This is a genomic window from Terriglobus sp. TAA 43 (assembly GCF_000800015.1).
GTDB lineage: Bacteria > Acidobacteriota > Terriglobia > Terriglobales > Acidobacteriaceae > Terriglobus.
Window position 1 is genome coordinate 1,523,326 of sequence record NZ_JUGR01000001.1, and the last position, 16,293, is coordinate 1,539,618.

Below are 16,293 nucleotides of genomic sequence, written 5' to 3' on the forward strand. Positions count from 1 at the left end.
GGGGCAGAGTATCTAACTTGGTTCGGCTGTTGTGGGTTAGTTCGGTAAGTTTTGGACTAACTCGACAAAGACGCGGCCGCGATGTTCGTAACTGGTGAACTGATCGAAGCTGGCGCATGCCGGGGCGAGGAGTACGGTTTCTCCCGCTTGTGCGGATTCGGATGCGAGGCGTATAGCCTCAGCTAGAGTTACGGCGGGTGTGAGCTTTACCTGATCGCCAATCTGCTTCGCAATGATGTCTGCCGCCATACCTATGGTGTATACGGCTACGGTGCGCTCTTTTAGCAGTGGAAGGAGTTGGGTGTAATCGGATGCCTTGTCTTTGCCGCCCAGAATGAGACGGATGCCGGAGGGGAACGATTCGAGCGCCTTGATGGTGGCGTCGACGTTCGTGGCTTTTGAGTCGTTGTAATACTCCACGCCACGCTTCTTTGCGACGAACTGCAGCCGATGATCGACTGCCGTGAAGGAGGCGATGGCTTCGCGAATCTCGTCTGTTGCAATGCCCGCGAGTTTTGCCATGGCAATGGCGGCCAGGACGTTCTCGACGTTGTGTGCGCCGCGCAGAGGTATCTCAGCGAGTGGCATGATGGGCTCTGGTGTGCCGCCCTCTTTTGCAATGAAGTAGATACCGTCATTGTGTGCGAATGCGCCTTGCTTCACGCGGCGAACACCACTAAACCAGAAGATCTGTGCCTTGGTCTTAGCGGCCACCATTTGCGTGGGCTTGTCTTCCGCGTTGAGGACCAGGAAGTCTTCCGGCGTTTGGTTTTCTGTGATGCGCGCCTTCGCTGCGGCGTAGTTCTCGAATGATCCGTGGCGGTCGAGATGATCTGGCGTGATGTTCAATACGGCGGCGATGTGTGGACGGAAGGTCTCAATGGTTTCCAGTTGGAAGCTGGAGACTTCGAGAACGCTCCATGTCTTTTCGGTTGAGTCTTCCACCATCTCCACGACCGGCAGGCCGATGTTGCCGCCGATTTTTGTTTCATAACCGGCGTGCAGAAGAATGTGACCTACGAGCGAGGTCGTCGTGGTCTTGCCGTTGGAGCCGGTGATGGCGATGATCTTGCCTTGCAGCGCGAGGGACGCGAGTTCGACTTCGCCGATGATCGGTACACCGAAACGCTGCGACTGTTGGACTTCAGGCGTGGACAGTGGCACGCCGGGCGAGAGGACGATGAGGTCCTGACGGCGGAAGGTAAGCACACCGTGGCCACCGCTTTCTACCATCACACCTGCATCAAGTAATGCGGGGATTTCTTTGGCAAGGGCTTCACCGGGGCGGCTGTCGCTGACTGTGACGCGCGCGCCGAGCTTGCGCAGATACAGCGCGGCGGAGACTCCGCTTTTGCCGAGTCCAACGACGAGAACGCGTTTGCCTTTGAAATCCATGGGTTCTTAGCTTACCGCAGCTTGAGTGTTGTCAATGCGAACAGGGCGAAGATGAGGGCCATGATCCAAAAGCGGGTGATGACTTTGCTTTCACTCCATCCGCTTAATTCGAAGTGGTGGTGCAGCGGCGCCATTTTGAAGATGCGTTTGCCGCCGCGCAGTTTGTAACTGCCGACCTGCAGCATGACGCTGACTGCTTCCAAAATGAAGACACCGCCGATGAACGGCAGGAGCAACTCCTGCTTGACGAGTACAGCGACTGTGGAGATGGCGCCGCCGAGTGCGAGCGAACCGACGTCGCCCATGAAAACTTCTGCCGGATGTGCGTTGTACCAGAGGAAGCCGATGGAAGCGCCAACCATGGCGCCGCAGAAGATGGTGAGTTCGCCCGCCAGCGGCATGCGCTGTAGTTCGAGGTAATCGCTGAAGACCATGTGGCCGCTGACGTAGGTCAATACGGTGAGTGCTGCGGCAGCGATGATAGTGCAGCCGATCGCAAGGCCATCGAGGCCGTCGGTAAGATTTACAGCGTTTGAACTGAAGCTGATGACCAACATTACAAACACGACGAACGGCAGGAAGCTGAGCCAGTAGAGGCCGTGAATGTGCTGGAAGGTTCCGATGATGAGGTCAGGACGGAACTGTTTGATGAATGGGAAGACAAGGCGCGTGGAATACAAGCCGCGCGATTCAAGAAAGACAAGCGATGCCGCAACGCCAAAGCTGGCTATGAATTGCAGAAGTAGCTTTTGGCTGCTGGTGAGTCCGAGGTTTCGCTTGTGGACGACCTTGATGTAGTCGTCGGCAAAACCAATAGCCCCAAAGGCCGTGGTGGAAAGGATAGTGATCCACACTAACGGATTGGAGAGGTCACTCCAGAGCAACGTGGGTACGAGGATGGAGATGCAGATGAGCACGCCACCCATGGTGGGTGTGCCAGTCTTTTTCTTGTGGCTTTCCGGGCCTTCGTCGCGGATGTACTGACCGATCTGAAATTCGCGGAGACGGCGAATAACGAATGGGCCGATGAGCATGCCGATGGCAAGCGCGGTGAGGCTGGCAAAGACGCAGCGGAAGGTCAGGTAGCGGAAGATGCGGAAGACCCTGAAAATGGGGTACATCTTCTGATAAAGCAGCCAGTAGAGCAACGTTCCCCTCCGATGGGTGTGCGCGAAAAGTACGCCTCCAGCTTACGCGTGGATGGCCTGCGGAAACATGCTGGTGTTCCACAGCAGTTACAAAAATTAATGCCCGGTGGCCTGGATGCCGAGGGGTGTGAGTGCGCGTTCCAATTGGACGCCTCGCGATGCCTTCAACAAAACGGCATCACCTTCCCTAAGATTTTCCAGCATCCACTGGCCTGCTTTTTCCGGCGTATCCACAAAGAGAGCGATATCGCCTGCGCCACGAACAATTTCCGCGGCGTGGCCACGAACACCGATAACCGCATCGACACCATGCGCCTTCATGTATTCACCGGATTGTGTGTGCAGAGCTGCAGCCTCTGGGCCCAGCTCCAGCATCTCTCCGGCGATAACGATGTGGCGGGTAGCCCCGACGGCCATCAGTGCTTCCACCATGGCGTTCAGTGCGCGGGGGTTGCTGTTATAGGAGTCGTTGATGATACGTGCGCCGCGGAAGAGTATCTGTTCGCCGCGCTTATCAGCGGGATGCAGTTGCTGCAGAGCAGCGATGCATTCGCTAAGTTGCATGCCGCTTTCGAGGCCAACCGATATTCCTGCGAGAGCGTTGTAGACGTTGTGCTCTCCCAGTAGCGCAATGTGTGCGGGTTGCGATTCCTCGCCTGCCTGCGCGGTGAAGCTCATGCCGTTAGCGCCTTCGCTTCGCACGTTGATGGCGCGTACGTTTGCGGGCGCGGCTTGCAGGCCGAAGTAGCGTGCGTGGTTCTCGCGGTCACGACCGAAGGTGGAGACGTATGGGTCGTCAGCGTTCAGAAATGCGATGCCGTCTTTCGGAAGCGACTGCACCAGTTCGTACTTTGCGTTTGCGATACCAGCGATGCCGTCTGCGAAATGTTCCAGATGTACGGGTGCGACGTTGCTGACGACGGCCCAGTTCGGCTCCGCAATCTTTGCCAACGCAGCGATTTCACCCGCGTGGTTCATGCCCATTTCAATCACGGCGACTTCGTGCTCTGGCTCAAGCTTCAGCAGTTGCAGAGGTACACCGAAGCCGTTATTCAGATTGCCCGCAGATTTGAGCACGCGAAACTTTGCAGAGAGTACCGCAGCGACGCATTCTTTCGTGGTGGTCTTGCCCGCTGAACCGGTGATGCCGATGACACGCTTTCCCCAGTGGCGACGTACCGCGCGTGCAAGTCCCTGGAGAGCTTTCAACACGCAGTCTTCACTCTCAGGAACGCGCAGCAGCTTTGCGCTGTCGACTTCCGAAGGGACGACCCAATGTATGCTGACAACTGCGGCAGCTGCGCCGTTTTGCAATGCGATGGCGACGAAGTCGTGGCCGTCAAATCGTTCGCCTTGCACCGCGAAGAAGAGTTCGCCAGCGCCGACGGTGCGTGAATCGATGGAATATCCGTACACCTGTGTTTGCAGATCGAAGTCGCCTTCTGCGTGAATCCAGTCGGCCACCTGGCCCAGTGTCAATGTCATGCTTGTGTTTCCCTTTTGCGCAGTGCGGTGGCGGCCACAGCAACATCGTCAAAGGGCAGTGACACTCCCTTTGCAGTCTGTGTTTTTTCATGCCCCTTACCTGCGATCAATACGATGTCGCCCGGCTGGGCTTCGTTGACTGCGAGTGAAATGGCTTCTGCACGGTCGAGCACGATACGGACATTCTTGTTGCCGGTTGCTTCGACTCCCACGAGAGCTTCCTGCGCTATGACTGCTGGATCTTCGCTGCGTGGATTGTCGCTGGTGATGATGACGACATCGCTTCCCTCGCCCGCAGCGTGACCCATCTTTGGGCGCTTGGTTTTATCGCGGTCGCCACCACAACCGAAGATTGTGAGAACGCGCGCGTTGCCAGTGAGTTCGCGCGCCAATGTGATGAGATTACGCAATGCGTCGTCAGTGTGTGCGTAGTCGACGACGACGCTGAAGCCGAGCGTGTTTGCCACTGTTTCAAAGCGTCCCGGGACGGGTTTCAGTTCAGCCGCGAATGCAATTGCATCTTCTAATGCGATGCCGCGGCCCACGACTGCCGCGATGGCAGCAAGGAGGTTGTATACATTGACACGCCCTGTGAGCTGCGAGACGACTTCCGCATTGCCGAAAGGTGTGGACAACGCAAAGCTGGTCGCACCTGCGCGAAGCACAACACCTGTTGCTTGAAAATCAGCGGCTGTATCGATGCCGTACGTCCATACCGTTTCGCTATCTGACGCGGCTTGCTGCATCGTAGCGGCGTAGGGATCGTCTGCATTAATGACTGCGATACGCGGCGCCGGTGCGCCCACTCCCTGAAAGAGCCTGGCCTTTGCTTGGGCGTATGCATCCATCGTGCCATGAAAGTCGAGGTGATCCTGTGTGAGGTTCGTGAAGATCGCCACGTCGACCGGAATGCCGAAGACCCGTTCCTGCGCGAGTGCGTGCGAACTCATCTCCATGACGGCTTCTGTTGCTCCCGCCGCTACGGCGTCTGCAAAGATAGCGAGAACATCGCGACTCTCGGGCGTGGTGTGTGGGCTGGGGCGTATTTCATCGACAACATGCGTTTCGATGGTGCCGAGCAACGCAGATTTTCTTCCCGCACTGCGTAGCAGACCTTCTACCAGGAACGCTGTAGTGGTCTTGCCATTGGTGCCCGTGATGCCGGTAAGTTTCAGCACGCGTTCGGGATGTTGATAGAAGTTGGCACTGACGATGGCGAGCGCCTGACGGCCATGTTCGATCAATGCCGCTGGCACATGATGCGCATCCGCAAATGCGAAACTCTCGCGTGAATCTGTGACAACGGCGGATACGCCTGCGTCCAGTGCGGTGCGCACGTAGCGATTGCCGTCTGTGGATTCGCCGCGCATGGCGACAAAGAGTGTGCCGGGGCGGACCTCGCGCGAGTCATAGGTGATGGCGAGTATCGCTGCGTTTTCGGAGTCGCCAAGCGTGAGCGTGGGGAGTCCGTGAATGACTTCAGACCATTGCATGCTGGGCCGATTTTATCGCTGAACGAGCATGCGGATGGGCGACCATTGAGCACTGGTCATCGGGTGAACCGCACGACTACTTCTGTGCCAATGGGCACCATTGTGCCTGCAGCTGGAACCTGTTCACGCGCCAGTCCGCTGCCTACAGGTTGCACGCGCAGACCTGCCGCGGATGCCTTTTGAATGACGTTACGAAGGCCTCCATCCAACACAGGCACTGCAACCTTTGCGCTGGCATCCACGACAACTGCTCCATCCGAGCGTGAGGTGCTTTGCGGCTGCGGTGCGGCCTTGGGAAGAGGCTTGTTATCAGCTTCATCCGTCATCAGAGAGGAACCGCCGTGTTCGCGGAAGGCCTTCATGATCTTGTCAGGCAGCGCAGCGAAAACACCCTTCTTCTCCGGTGCGGATGTCTGCATTGGTGCTGCCTTCGCCGTCGCTGTTGCGACCGCTGCGTCGTTCTTCTGCTTCAGAGGATCGTCGGCTGGCAGCGTGTTCAGTTCTTCGTACAGCGCATTCAGATCGCCGGGATCTTCATTCGGCGTTTCCGTGGAAGCCAGTTCCATCTTTGGCGGGGATGCGTCTTTCTTTGCAGGCTTCAGTGGCTGGTCGTGCGGGACGCCGAGGTATTCCAGCACCTGCTGCGCGACCTCCGCAAATACCGGAGCGCTTGTGGTGCCACCGTAACGCGTGCCTACCTGCGGATCGTCAATGACTACGGCGACTGAAATTGCAGGGTTATTGACCGGCGCGAAACCGGCGAAGCTGGCGACCGTTCTGGAATGCGAATACGTGTGCGTTACAGGATCAATCTTCTGCGCGGTGCCCGTTTTACCGCCGGCACTGTATCCGTTTAGCGCAGCTTCTGAGCCGGTGCCTTCCGTGATGGTGCCGTGCATCATCATGCGCATCTTTGCAGCAGTGAGTTCCGTGACGACGCGGTGTGCGCCGTCCGGCATCTTCTCTGGAATAGCGCTGGAGGGATGATATGAGGCGGGTTGAAGCTGACCATCGCCTTTGGAGTGTTCTGTTTCATTCAGCAGGATGTGCGGCGGCAGGTAGGTTCCGCCGTTGGCGATGGAGGAGACCATCGTTACAAGCTGAACCGGTGTCACCGCGACTTCATGACCGATGGCGATGGAAAGAATGCTGGTGGCTTCCCATTTGCGCGGTGCGCGCAGAAGTCCGCGTGTTTCGCTGGGAAGTTCTACACCACTGCGATCGCCGAAACCAAAGCCGCGAATGTAGTCATAGAACTTTTGATTGCCCAGCTTCAGCGCCATCTTTGCGGCGCCAACGTCGCTGGAATGCTCCAGTGCAAACTGAACTGTGACACGGCCAAAGTGATCTGACTTATCGTCATGCAGTGTGCGTCCGAACATGGTCATCGCGCCGCCCTGACAATCGACGATGTCTGTTGGCTGAACGCCTGCTCCGTCCAACGCAGCCGCGTAGGTTACAAGCTTGAAGGTGGAACCCGGTTCGTAGACGTCGCTGACAGCGAGGTTCTTCAGGATTGCTGGATCCTGATGCTTGAGATCGTTCGGGTTGTAACGCGGCGAGATGGCGAGCGCGAGAATTTGGCCCGTGTGCGGGTCCTGCACAACGACCGTACCATGTGCAGCTTTCATCTTTTCCATCTGCGCATCCAAAGCGCGTTCCGCAATGTACTGGATGTTGGTGTCGATGGAGAGGACGAGGTTCTGACCGGGCAAAGGCTCACGCTCGTCGCTGGTCAGTGCGTGGCGCTTCGCGTCGACCGCAGTCAGGACGTGGCCAGGTGTTCCGTGCAGATCATCTTCAAATTCGCGTTCCATGCCGCCAAGACCTATGTCGTCGATGCCGACATAACCCAGTGTTTGGGCGGCGAGATCAGTGTTGGGGTAGAAGCGTTTGAATTCCTTCTGGGTGTAAACACCTTTCAGGTTCAGCTCGCGGACGCGCTGGACCTGCTCCGGTGTGAGCTTGCGTGCGATCCATGCAAAGTTACGCGAAGCATTGAGACGCGCAAGGATCGCTCCCCGCGACGTGAACGTATCCGTTGGATCGACGTGAACGATGCCTGAAACAAGCTCTGCAACGTTGGCGCGGTTGTCGCCTAATTCACTTGGCACCGCGTAGACCGATTCCGCAAGAACAGTAACGGCAAGTTCGCGAAGATTGCGGTCGTACAAGACTCCGCGGCGCGGAGCTACTTCAAAGGTGCGTTGCTGTTGCTTGGCGGCTCGCTCTGTCCAGTCGTGGTGACGAACGACTTGCAACCACACCAGACGCAGCCCAATGATGCCTGTCCACGCAATGAAAAAGATCGCCATCCAGACAAAGCGGATGCGGCGGATTGGTGCGGTCAATGGCTGGCGTGAGGAGGAATTCATCGTTGCTTCCGGCCCTGGTGGTTCGGGGAGTAAGTTGTATTAACTTCTCCCCTCCACTATTTCAGCGAAAGCCCCGAATCTATGCGGCTTTCTTTACTACTGGAGAATCGCGGGAGATACCTGCACTTCTGCAAGCACCGGCGCAGAACTCGAAAAGGAACCATCCGGACGAACCACCTGACCAGGCTGCGGTGTATCCAGACCAAGCTGGCGCGCTATGCGGTCAATGCGATCAGGATCCGAAAGCTGTGCCTCCGTCAGATGAAGCTGGCGATTTTCTTCGCGAAGCTTTTCCACCTGAAGCTTCTTCGCTTCGATGTTGTAACCCACTTCAATGGACGAGAAGTGCTGCCACACATAGGTCATCACCAAGAGAAACAGGATGCTCATGGCGACGGTGAACGAGCGCATTTCCTTGCGGCGCTCAGGATCGTCTGCCTTCACGATGCGGCTGTTATCCAGGTGCTTGGTGAAGAAGATTTCAGGTGTGGGGCCGCGGCGCGCACGGCGCTGTGTTTCGAAGACCGTGCGATTGTGATCGCGAAACGACTCGGCGCGTTCGCGCTGTGCGCGGCCTGCGACCATACCCGGTGCTGTCATCGTTCCTTCCATCACTGCCCTCTCCATCTCCGGATTCCCTTAAGTCAGGGAAGGAATCCAGTTTGATTCCCACTTACTTATCTCTGGACGAAGACCGCTTCCTTCCGCTATGGAGGGCGTCTTATTACCAGAGCTGATTCGGTAACTTGAACTTACCGAATTGGTTGTTATGCCACACACTCTTTTGTCCTTGTCCCCTGAGCGAAATCTGCTCTAACGACAGGGGCAGAAGAGTGTTACTTACTTCCTGAGTGAATTTCCTGCGGAGTTATTCACATTGTCCACAGGTTTATCCACAATTTCCTCAACCAACTTATTTGCTAGGACGATATCCGCGACTGCTTCCACCTTGCGGAGGTATCTTCCTTGTAACTTCTGAACGCTCCGGCTTGACTCGTTCAGCAACTCGTAACTTCGCACTGCGCGACCTTGGATTGCGTCGCTCTTCTTCTTCACTCGCAACTACTGGCTTACGCGTGATTACGTTCCAAATACCGTGCTGCGCACCTTCACGCAGCGCATCTTTCGCAATGCGATCTTCCAGCGAATGAAAGCTGATGACCGCAAGTCTTCCACCGAACTTAAGAAGAGATGGCGCGCTTTCGAGCAGCGACCGGATCTCTCCGAGTTCGTCATTCACGCGAATCCGGATAGCTTGAAAGGTTCTTGTCGCAGGATGAATCTTGTCGGATTTCATTGCTGGGGCAGCGGCAGATATTACTTTGGCTAATTCCGCCGTAGTAAGTATCGGCCGCGCCCTCACAATGGCTCTGGCGATTCTCCGCGACCTCCTTTCCTCTCCGAATTCGTAAATCAGATTGGCGAGTTCTTCTTCGTCCGCCTGATTTACCACTTGCCCGGCAGTTTCACCGCTGCGCGTATCCATACGCATATCCAGCGGTGCGTCCTGCCGAAAACTGAATCCTCTGTGCGCCTGATCGAGCTGAAGGCTGCTTACGCCGAAGTCAGCGAGCAGACCATCGAGCGATGCACGCTCAATCTCTTCTGCTGCCGATGAGAATGCCCGCGGGATCAACCGTAGTTGCGGCATCTCCGGTCCAAGCTCCTCACGCAACGCTTCGAGATTGGCTTTCGCAATCTCCATAGCCTGCGGGTCGCGATCGAATGCGATCAGCGTTCCCTGCGGCCCCAGCCTGCGCGCAATCGCGCTGGAGTGGCCCGCAAGGCCCAGCGTGGCATCCGCGTACGTTCCACCGCGGCGCACTTTGAGAAGGTCTAAAACTTCTTCGAAAAGAACCGGCACATGTTGCGGATCGCTCATTTCTCCGCCCTCCATGCGCGCCCACTCAGGGCGAAAACTTCTACAGACCCAAGCCCGCCAGGGCCGTCAAATCTTCTTCGTTCAGTGGCTCGGCATCCAGCTTTTCCTTGAAGTCTTCGTGGTTCACGACTTCGAGGTAGGTCTGCGCTCCGAGGACCACCACTTCTGCAGTCACTTTTGCGCTTTCACGCAAAATCTGCGGCAGGAGAAGGCGCCCTGCGGCATCCAGCTCCGCCATCTGGCCGTAATAGTTCGTTACGTCCAGAAATTTCTTACGGGCCGGGTTCATGCTGGGGATAGCTGCCAGCTTTTCCTCGACCTTTTCCCACTCGCGGATGGGGTAGATTTCCGCGCGCTTGCCATCTTTGCTGGTGATGTAGAACTGCGGTCCGTAGGCTTCATCGACACGACGCTTGAACTCCGCGGGCAGCTTGAGCCGTCCCTTTTCGTCCACGCGTGCTGTGTGATTTCCCCTGAACATCGGTTCGTTCACCCTTCTGTCGTACCGCCTGTGGTTCCAAAGGCTGTCTTTTGGTCCACAGGAAGCCTAGAATCGCTTCAGGTGAGGAATGGTTGGACACTTTCATCCACTTTTTCCCACCACAGCCCACATCGTCTCTCTTAGTGAGGCGAAACACAAGAGAGAAATTCAGGGATTTTTCCGCTTTGTTGGCGCGTTTGTGGAAAATCACACCTGTAGATAGGTTTTCTCAAACACCACAATTGGTAGTAGTGATTTCGGTGGTTCCGTACGCTGCCTGCTACTTGTGGAGACCGACGCCCGCATAGTAACTGCCCATTTTAGGGAGCGCTCAACCCGGTTACCGCAAGGAACGGCGAACGCTTGAGGTGTTTCGGAGGGGAAAACAGCTCTTTTCGGGCCTCCAGTGGGAGGTTGTGGGAGCCTTCCGGCTGTCGATCGATTGCTTAGGCGCTGCCCTTGCGGCGCTTCTTTCGTTGTAGCATCCAGACCAGGTACGCCACGACGGCGAGGTTCACCAACAGGATGGAGCAGTGCCAAAACGTTGGGGCACGATAGATCTCAAAGCTCTCCCAGGGCAGGAACGAGACTGATAGCCAGAGTGTGACGAACTCTGCCCATACTCGGCGGCGGAGCAGACCATAGGCTTCCGTGCAGCACAGCATGGCGTAGAGAACGCTGCCCAGGCTGATGAGGCGCAACTTGTGATGTGTGACGAGCGCGACCTTGTCGGTGATGAAATCGACCACGCGGCTTTCCGGATCGAAGTGCAATTCGCGGAAGACCTTGTCGACCGTATCCGCCAGATCGTGATGGATGAAGTGCAGCGCACCAAGGCTGACGCCGAGAAAGAAAATTGCCTTGGCCAGTTTGAACAGGCCGATGAGGTACAGGCCGGAGTCGCGCGCCTCCAGATGATGGGAGGAATGCGGTGCTTTGTGGGTTTCCTCCTGCACCGTCGCCTGCTGTAAATTCACATCCACTCCCATAGTTGAAAGTTCGCGTCGGGCATTGTCAATGTCCTGAAGAGAAGGCATCCGCATGGTTATACGTATTGGAACGGGATTTGGCGTTAAAAACAGATGACACGAAGATGCTGAAAGACATCAGAACAAGCAGCAGGAGATGAGATGAAGACTTTGATGGGAACTGCCGTAGCACTGATCTGCGTGAGTTGCAGTGTGTACGCAGCCAAGCAGAAGGCCACGGAGGTGGGTGGTGTTCCGATGTTGTCGAAAAGTTCGATTGCAGAAAACGCAGCGACGTCACCTGTTCTGACAACATTTGCAGCGAATGTGAAGAGCGCCGGGCTGGAAGACAAACTGAATGACAAAGGTCCCTACACAGTGTTTGCTCCGACGGACGACGCCTTCAAGAAGCTGCCTACGGGGACCGTGGATGGATTGCAGAAGCCGGAGAACACCGCTGACCTGACGAAGGTGCTGACTTATCTTGTGGTGCCGGGAAAGATCACTTCCTCGAAGCTGAAGAAGATGGTGCATAAGGGACATGGCACCGCCACGCTGACCAGCATGGTAGGCGAAGCCATCACCGTGAAGGCTGCCGGTGATCTGATTACGCTGACGGATACGAAGGGGGATTCGGCCGTGATTTTGACTGCGGATGTGCCGCAGAAGAACGGCATGATTCACATCGTGGACGCAGTGTTGTTGCCGAACTAATCAGAAACAGCGAGGAGCCGGTGCCGTGAGGGCGGCATCCCGGCTCCTCGCTCTTTGTTCACGCAGAGGCCAATCAGCGCGAACAAATGCGAATGTGACTACAGCTCAACCCACTGGCGGAGCAGGTTGTGATACACGCCAGTCAGTTCCACCACGGACTCGTGATTGGGCACGTCGCGGTTGAGTTTTTGAATGGCCACATCAAGGCCAAGCAGAAGCGAACGCTGATCATCGCTGCGCACCATGCTCTGCATCCAGAAGAACGAACAGACACGTGCACCACGCGTGACGGGACGTACGTGATGCAGGCTGGTGGAGGGATAGAGAATTGCGTCGCCTGCGGGTAGCTTCACGCTCTTGCTACCGTACGTGTCTTCAATGACCAGCTCGCCGCCGTCATATTCATCGGGCTCGCTGAAGAAGAGCGTCATGGAGAGATCGGTGCGGACGTATTCGCCGGTGCTGTTGATGCGGCGTACGGAATTGTCCACGTGATTGCCGAAGGACTGGCCACCTGTATAGCGATTGAAGAGTGGCGGAAAGATCTTCTTTGGCAATGCCGCTGAGACGAAGACAGGATTGCGATTCAGGGCTGTAAGAATTTCCTTGCCGATCTCAATAGCAACAGGGTTCGTCTCTGACAACTGCATGTTGTCTTTCACCTGCGCGGATTGATATCCGGCGGTGACTTTGCCATCGACCCAATCGGTGGAGTCGAGCATGGCGCGAAGACGTTTGACCTGTTCGGCGGTAAGAACTTCTGGAACCTGTATCAGCACAGTTTGAACCTCAATTCAGCGGAGTAAGAACGCTTATGCGTTTTGCGGCTCCGCCAGTGTTTGGGCAAATGCATGCAGCGCAGGCACAGGCCATTGCAAAAGAAAGTGCTTCATCTTTGCGATGAAAGCGGGTGTTGCAGTTTCAGGAACTTTGCTCAACCACTGGATGGCACCGGCGATATCGCCATCGGTGATGAGCATGCGCGCGTGATTGAACTGGCCACGGAAATCGCCACCTTCTGCAGCGCGCAGATAGTGCTCGCGGGCAATGGCCATATCTTTCTTGACCACCCAGCCATCTTCGTAAAAGCCACCAAGGATGTTGATGGACTTCACGTGATTTAACGCAGCCGCTGTGCGGAACCAGTGGATCGCTTCCACCTTGTCTTCCGGCACCCCACTGCCCAGCGTGAGGAGCGTAGCCAAGTTGTACATGCCCCAGTCGAGGCCTTTCTCTGCTGCTTTGCGGAACCATGGCGCAGCGAGAGTGGCACTGGGCGCGACGCCCCATCCTTGATCAAGGCAACGACCCACCATGTTCATGGCCATCACATCGCCACCACGCGCTGCACGTTCAAACCAATGGAGTGCTGCAGTGGCGTTATGCGGGACGAGTTTGCCGTCCAGCAGCATTTGTCCGTAGATGAGCTGAGCCTCGCACACGCCGCGTTCTGCTGCGGCACGTACGAGGTCCAGATCGTCTTGTGTTGCCTGTTTCTGCACTGTTGTCTACCAGTGAACGTTGAAAGCCACGCGGCCCGTACGGCCCGGCGCCAACAGTGCGAAGTGCGTTGTGTAAGCCTGCAGGAAGTACGCCTTGTCGCCGACGTTCAGCAGGTTGCCCTGGAGTTCCAGGTGCGAGTTGAAGCGATAGGCTGCGAACAGATCCACACGCGTGTAACCGGGTACCCACTTGGTGGAGTAGATCGTGGTCGGGTTATCAGCACCAAAGATCTTGCCTGCACCGTACAGACCACCACCAACGTTCAGCTTGCGCGTCAGGCTGTAGTAACTGCTGATGCTGAAGCTGTTCTCTGGCGTGTTCGGGTAACGACGTCCGTTCTGGAGACCTGCTGCCACACCCGCACCACCTGCATTCGTCAGGATGGCGTTCATGAACGTGTAGCCAGCGAACACCTGCCACTTGCGGTTGAGATAGCCGGTGATACCGAAGTCAGCACCGCGGTTGCGGCGTGTACCAACTGCGGCAATGGTGCTGTCCGCGAGAGTGATACGCACGTTCTGCGTATCGGACTGGAACCATGCGCCGGTTGCGAGTGCCTTGCCGCCGAACAGTTCATACTTCACGCCCACTTCTTCCATGCGGGTCTTTTCGGGTGGCAGAGTGTTGTTGCCTGCGGTGTTCAGGCCAGATGGATCCTGTCCCTGTCCCAGAGAGTTACCAGGAGGCGTCGCGGAGCTGCTCACCGTGCCGTAGATGGTCGCCTTCTGCGTCGGCTTGTAGGCCACTGCAGCCTGATAGTTCACCAGATCAAACTGCGCGGGGGTGATGGTGGGAGCAACCGTGATGCCACGCATACCCAGAATCGGTGTGCGGTAGGTCGTGTTGTAGTGGTCGTAGCGGATGCCGCCCGTCAACTGGAACTTTCCGAGACGCGCCGAGTCGAAGCCATAGACCGAACGCGTGCCGATGACCTGACGGCTGGGGATGTTGTTGCGAAGGATAGAGTTCGTCATCACAACGCCAGACGTGCCGCCGTCCTTGCGCGAGGTCACACCGGCCCATGCGTCGTCGCCGGTGGGATTCAGCAGGTCCGTGCAATAGTTACCGCCGGCTGCTCCGAGGACAGCGCAACGGGTTTCGCTAAGAGCAACGGTCGCTCCGGTCACCGAGTTCTTCACGTTGAAGGTCGGAACCACGGGAATGTCAGGTCCGGTGGTGGCAGTGATTGCCTGCGTCGGATCAAGAGCACCAACAGAGTAGGTCGAGTTCCAGCTGCGCTCGCGAGAGAACTCTGCGCCCACGGCGTAGGTGTGCTGAATCGTACCGATCTTGCCAGAGCCAGCGATGTCAGTCTGGTTGATGTTGGTGTCTACCCATGCAAGGCGCTGCTGGGCGCGACGATAGACAAGGCCGTAATAGATGTTGCCCTGGCTGTCGTCGGCCATGGAGTAGACGTAGTTCTGGTTCGACTTGCCGTAACGGTAGGAATTGCGAATGACCGAGGTTTCCGTCAGCTTGTATTCCGCACGGCCAAACGCGGTGTTCACGTTTCCATCGCTGAAGTCACGGGAGTTGAAGCCGTAGAACGCTTTACGATTCACCAGCAACGGCTGGCCATCGCCCGTTTGATAGACCTGCGCGCGACCGTCGATACGGGCAAAGAAGGTGGGGTTGTTGTACGGAATGCCAGGATCTGGACGATCATGCGACTTCAACCAGTAGTAGTTGGTGTCGAAGTGCAAACGCTTGGTGGCAGAGAACGAAAGCGACGGTGCGAGACCGTAGCGGCCGTTGTGCACAAAGTCACGACCAGCAACGTCTGCGTCCGTCCACATACCAGCCAGACGGCCAGAGGCCCAGCTTGTCAGCTTTGCATTGCCATCAATCGTGCCACGGAAGAAATTGCTGGTACCGGGGCTGAACGTTCCGTTGAGGAAGTTTTCGCGGCGAGCCATCTTCGAGTTGAGATTGATGCTGCCACCGCCAGCGGAACGACCGGCGAATGTACCGCTGGGTCCCTTCGAGACTTCCACCGACTCCACGTCAAACACTTCGCGTGATTGCGCACCGATGTCGCGCATGCCGTCGACGAATGTGCTGCTCTGCGCGTCCACACCACGAATGTACGGACGGTCGCCGATGGGATTGCCACCTTCACCAGCACCGAATGCGATGCCCGGTACGGTACGCAGCGCTTCGACAAGTGTGGTGGAGGCGGTGTTGGAGATGATCGTCTCCGGGATAACTGTGAGCGTCTGCGGCAGATCGCGCAACGGCGCGGTGTACTTCAGAGACATCATCTCTGCGCTTGCCGTAACAGTCACGTCCTGTCCTGTGGCGTGCAATGCGAGCTGTACACGGTCTGAGGAAATGAAATCCGCAGACATGTTGGTGCCCTGCAGTGCAGCGGTCAACGCCTCTTGAGCGGTCAGTACGCCGTGCACACCGGGCGAAGGCATGGATGCGTACTTTTCGGGAACGGACACCTTAATACTGAGTGCCGTTTCCAGCGAGGCAGCAACCTGGCCCAGAGTACCGGCCGGAATGTCGAACTTGTGGACCTGCTGGCTGGGCCGCGCCTGCTCCTCGGTAGGAACCGTGTCGGTCGATGGCTTTGCCTTGTTACCTTCTTTATCTTTGTCAGCAGTGGTGGCGGCCTCCGACTGCAGGGTTCCCATGGCAAACATGGCAAGGGTGCCGGTCAGCATCAGCTTTCCGCGCAGGCGAGTAGAATCTTCGTTCTTCTTCATTTTCAGTAACGCTCCGGGGCTTGGGCTCGCGCGCAAGGCGTGCGTGCCCTAAATCATTCACGTGCGAAGTCCCTCAACTACGCGCTCAAACGAACCGGCTGCAGGACGCGGGAAAAGCCACCGCTCGGGAGCGGGAAC

Annotated in this window: 13 protein-coding genes; 1 reads left to right on the forward strand and 12 read right to left on the reverse strand. The window is 56.9% G+C overall.

Going from position 1 to position 16,293, the window contains the following annotated elements; translation table 11 throughout:
* Positions 1–36: 36 nt before the first annotated feature.
* From murD to M504_RS06390, 9 genes are all read right to left on the reverse strand, one after another.
* Positions 37–1,395, reverse strand: coding sequence for a UDP-N-acetylmuramoyl-L-alanine--D-glutamate ligase (gene murD, locus M504_RS06350; protein ID WP_047489201.1), 1,359 nt, complete (start codon positions 1,393–1,395; stop codon positions 37–39).
* Positions 1,396–1,406: 11 nt separating this feature from the next.
* Positions 1,407–2,516 carry a phospho-N-acetylmuramoyl-pentapeptide-transferase gene (gene mraY / locus M504_RS06355; protein WP_369792905.1) on the reverse strand — a complete coding sequence of 370 codons (1,110 nt, stop codon included), beginning with the start codon at positions 2,514–2,516 and terminating at the stop codon, positions 1,407–1,409.
* A 123-nt stretch (positions 2,517–2,639) separates the two neighbouring features.
* Positions 2,640–4,028: a UDP-N-acetylmuramoyl-tripeptide--D-alanyl-D-alanine ligase gene (murF, locus tag M504_RS06360; protein WP_047489207.1), complete on the reverse strand. Its 1,389-nt coding sequence runs from the start codon at positions 4,026–4,028 to the stop codon at positions 2,640–2,642.
* On the reverse strand, positions 4,025–5,521 hold the full coding sequence (locus M504_RS06365) for a UDP-N-acetylmuramoyl-L-alanyl-D-glutamate--2,6-diaminopimelate ligase (RefSeq protein ID WP_047489210.1): 1,497 nt from the start codon (positions 5,519–5,521) through the stop codon (positions 4,025–4,027). The genes murF and M504_RS06365 overlap by 4 nt, the downstream gene beginning before the upstream one ends.
* Positions 5,522–5,577: 56 nt before the next feature.
* Entirely contained in the window at positions 5,578–7,896 is a 2,319-nt protein-coding gene (locus M504_RS06370) for a penicillin-binding transpeptidase domain-containing protein (protein WP_047489213.1), read from the reverse strand.
* Positions 7,897–7,992: 96 nt separating this feature from the next.
* The gene (locus M504_RS06375) at positions 7,993–8,508 is read right to left on the reverse strand and encodes a cell division protein FtsL (RefSeq protein WP_084214163.1); all 516 of its coding nucleotides are present in this window, start codon (positions 8,506–8,508) and stop codon (positions 7,993–7,995) included.
* 301 nt (positions 8,509–8,809) lie between these two features.
* On the reverse strand, positions 8,810–9,778 hold the full coding sequence (gene rsmH, locus M504_RS06380; RefSeq protein WP_047489218.1) for a 16S rRNA (cytosine(1402)-N(4))-methyltransferase RsmH: 969 nt from the start codon (positions 9,776–9,778) through the stop codon (positions 8,810–8,812).
* A gap of 40 nt (positions 9,779–9,818) precedes the next feature.
* Positions 9,819–10,259, reverse strand: a complete 441-nt coding sequence (locus tag M504_RS06385; RefSeq protein ID WP_047489221.1) for a division/cell wall cluster transcriptional repressor MraZ — start codon at positions 10,257–10,259, stop codon at positions 9,819–9,821.
* Between the two features lie 446 nt (positions 10,260–10,705).
* Positions 10,706–11,236, reverse strand: coding sequence for a DUF2127 domain-containing protein (locus M504_RS06390; protein ID WP_232296180.1), 531 nt, complete (start codon positions 11,234–11,236; stop codon positions 10,706–10,708).
* 153 nt (positions 11,237–11,389) lie between these two features.
* Here M504_RS06390 and M504_RS06395 point away from each other — a divergent pair, with 153 nt between their 5' ends.
* Positions 11,390–11,941, forward strand: coding sequence for a fasciclin domain-containing protein (locus tag M504_RS06395; RefSeq protein ID WP_047489224.1), 552 nt, complete (start codon positions 11,390–11,392; stop codon positions 11,939–11,941).
* A gap of 98 nt (positions 11,942–12,039) precedes the next feature.
* Here M504_RS06395 and M504_RS06400 read toward each other — a convergent pair whose 3' ends face one another.
* The 3 genes from M504_RS06400 to M504_RS06410 are packed head-to-tail and all read right to left on the reverse strand — an operon-like array spanning position 12,040 to position 16,155.
* A complete protein-coding gene (locus tag M504_RS06400; protein ID WP_047489227.1) occupies positions 12,040–12,720 on the reverse strand; it encodes a Fe2+-dependent dioxygenase in 681 nt (226 codons plus the stop codon).
* A 33-nt stretch (positions 12,721–12,753) separates the two neighbouring features.
* Positions 12,754–13,443 (reverse strand): tetratricopeptide repeat protein, encoded by a 690-nt coding sequence (locus M504_RS06405; protein ID WP_232296181.1) that lies wholly within the window; start codon positions 13,441–13,443, stop codon positions 12,754–12,756.
* A gap of 6 nt (positions 13,444–13,449) precedes the next feature.
* Complete coding sequence (locus tag M504_RS06410) at positions 13,450–16,155, reverse strand: TonB-dependent siderophore receptor (protein ID WP_052200474.1); 2,706 nt, start codon at positions 16,153–16,155, stop codon at positions 13,450–13,452.
* Between the last annotated feature and the right edge of the window lie 138 nt (positions 16,156–16,293).

What these genes read in the sequence shown, in the direction of transcription:
- M504_RS06375 (WP_084214163.1), bottom strand. Translation starts at nt 8,508, where the DNA reads ATGGAAGGAACGATGACAGCACCGGGTATGGTCGCAGGCCGCGCACAG.
- murF (WP_047489207.1), bottom strand. Translation starts at nt 4,028, where the DNA reads ATGACATTGACACTGGGCCAGGTGGCCGACTGGATTCACGCAGAAGGC.
- rsmH (WP_047489218.1), bottom strand. Translation starts at nt 9,778, where the DNA reads ATGAGCGATCCGCAACATGTGCCGGTTCTTTTCGAAGAAGTTTTAGAC.
- M504_RS06370 (WP_047489213.1), bottom strand. Translation starts at nt 7,896, where the DNA reads ATGAATTCCTCCTCACGCCAGCCATTGACCGCACCAATCCGCCGCATC.
- murD (WP_047489201.1), bottom strand. Translation starts at nt 1,395, where the DNA reads ATGGATTTCAAAGGCAAACGCGTTCTCGTCGTTGGACTCGGCAAAAGC.
- M504_RS06365 (WP_047489210.1), bottom strand. Translation starts at nt 5,521, where the DNA reads ATGCAATGGTCTGAAGTCATTCACGGACTCCCCACGCTCACGCTTGGC.
- mraY (WP_369792905.1), bottom strand. Translation starts at nt 2,516, where the DNA reads ATGTACCCCATTTTCAGGGTCTTCCGCATCTTCCGCTACCTGACCTTC.
- M504_RS06385 (WP_047489221.1), bottom strand. Translation starts at nt 10,259, where the DNA reads ATGTTCAGGGGAAATCACACAGCACGCGTGGACGAAAAGGGACGGCTC.
- M504_RS06410 (WP_052200474.1), bottom strand. Translation starts at nt 16,155, where the DNA reads ATGAAGAAGAACGAAGATTCTACTCGCCTGCGCGGAAAGCTGATGCTG.
- M504_RS06395 (WP_047489224.1), top strand. Translation starts at nt 11,390, where the DNA reads ATGAAGACTTTGATGGGAACTGCCGTAGCACTGATCTGCGTGAGTTGC.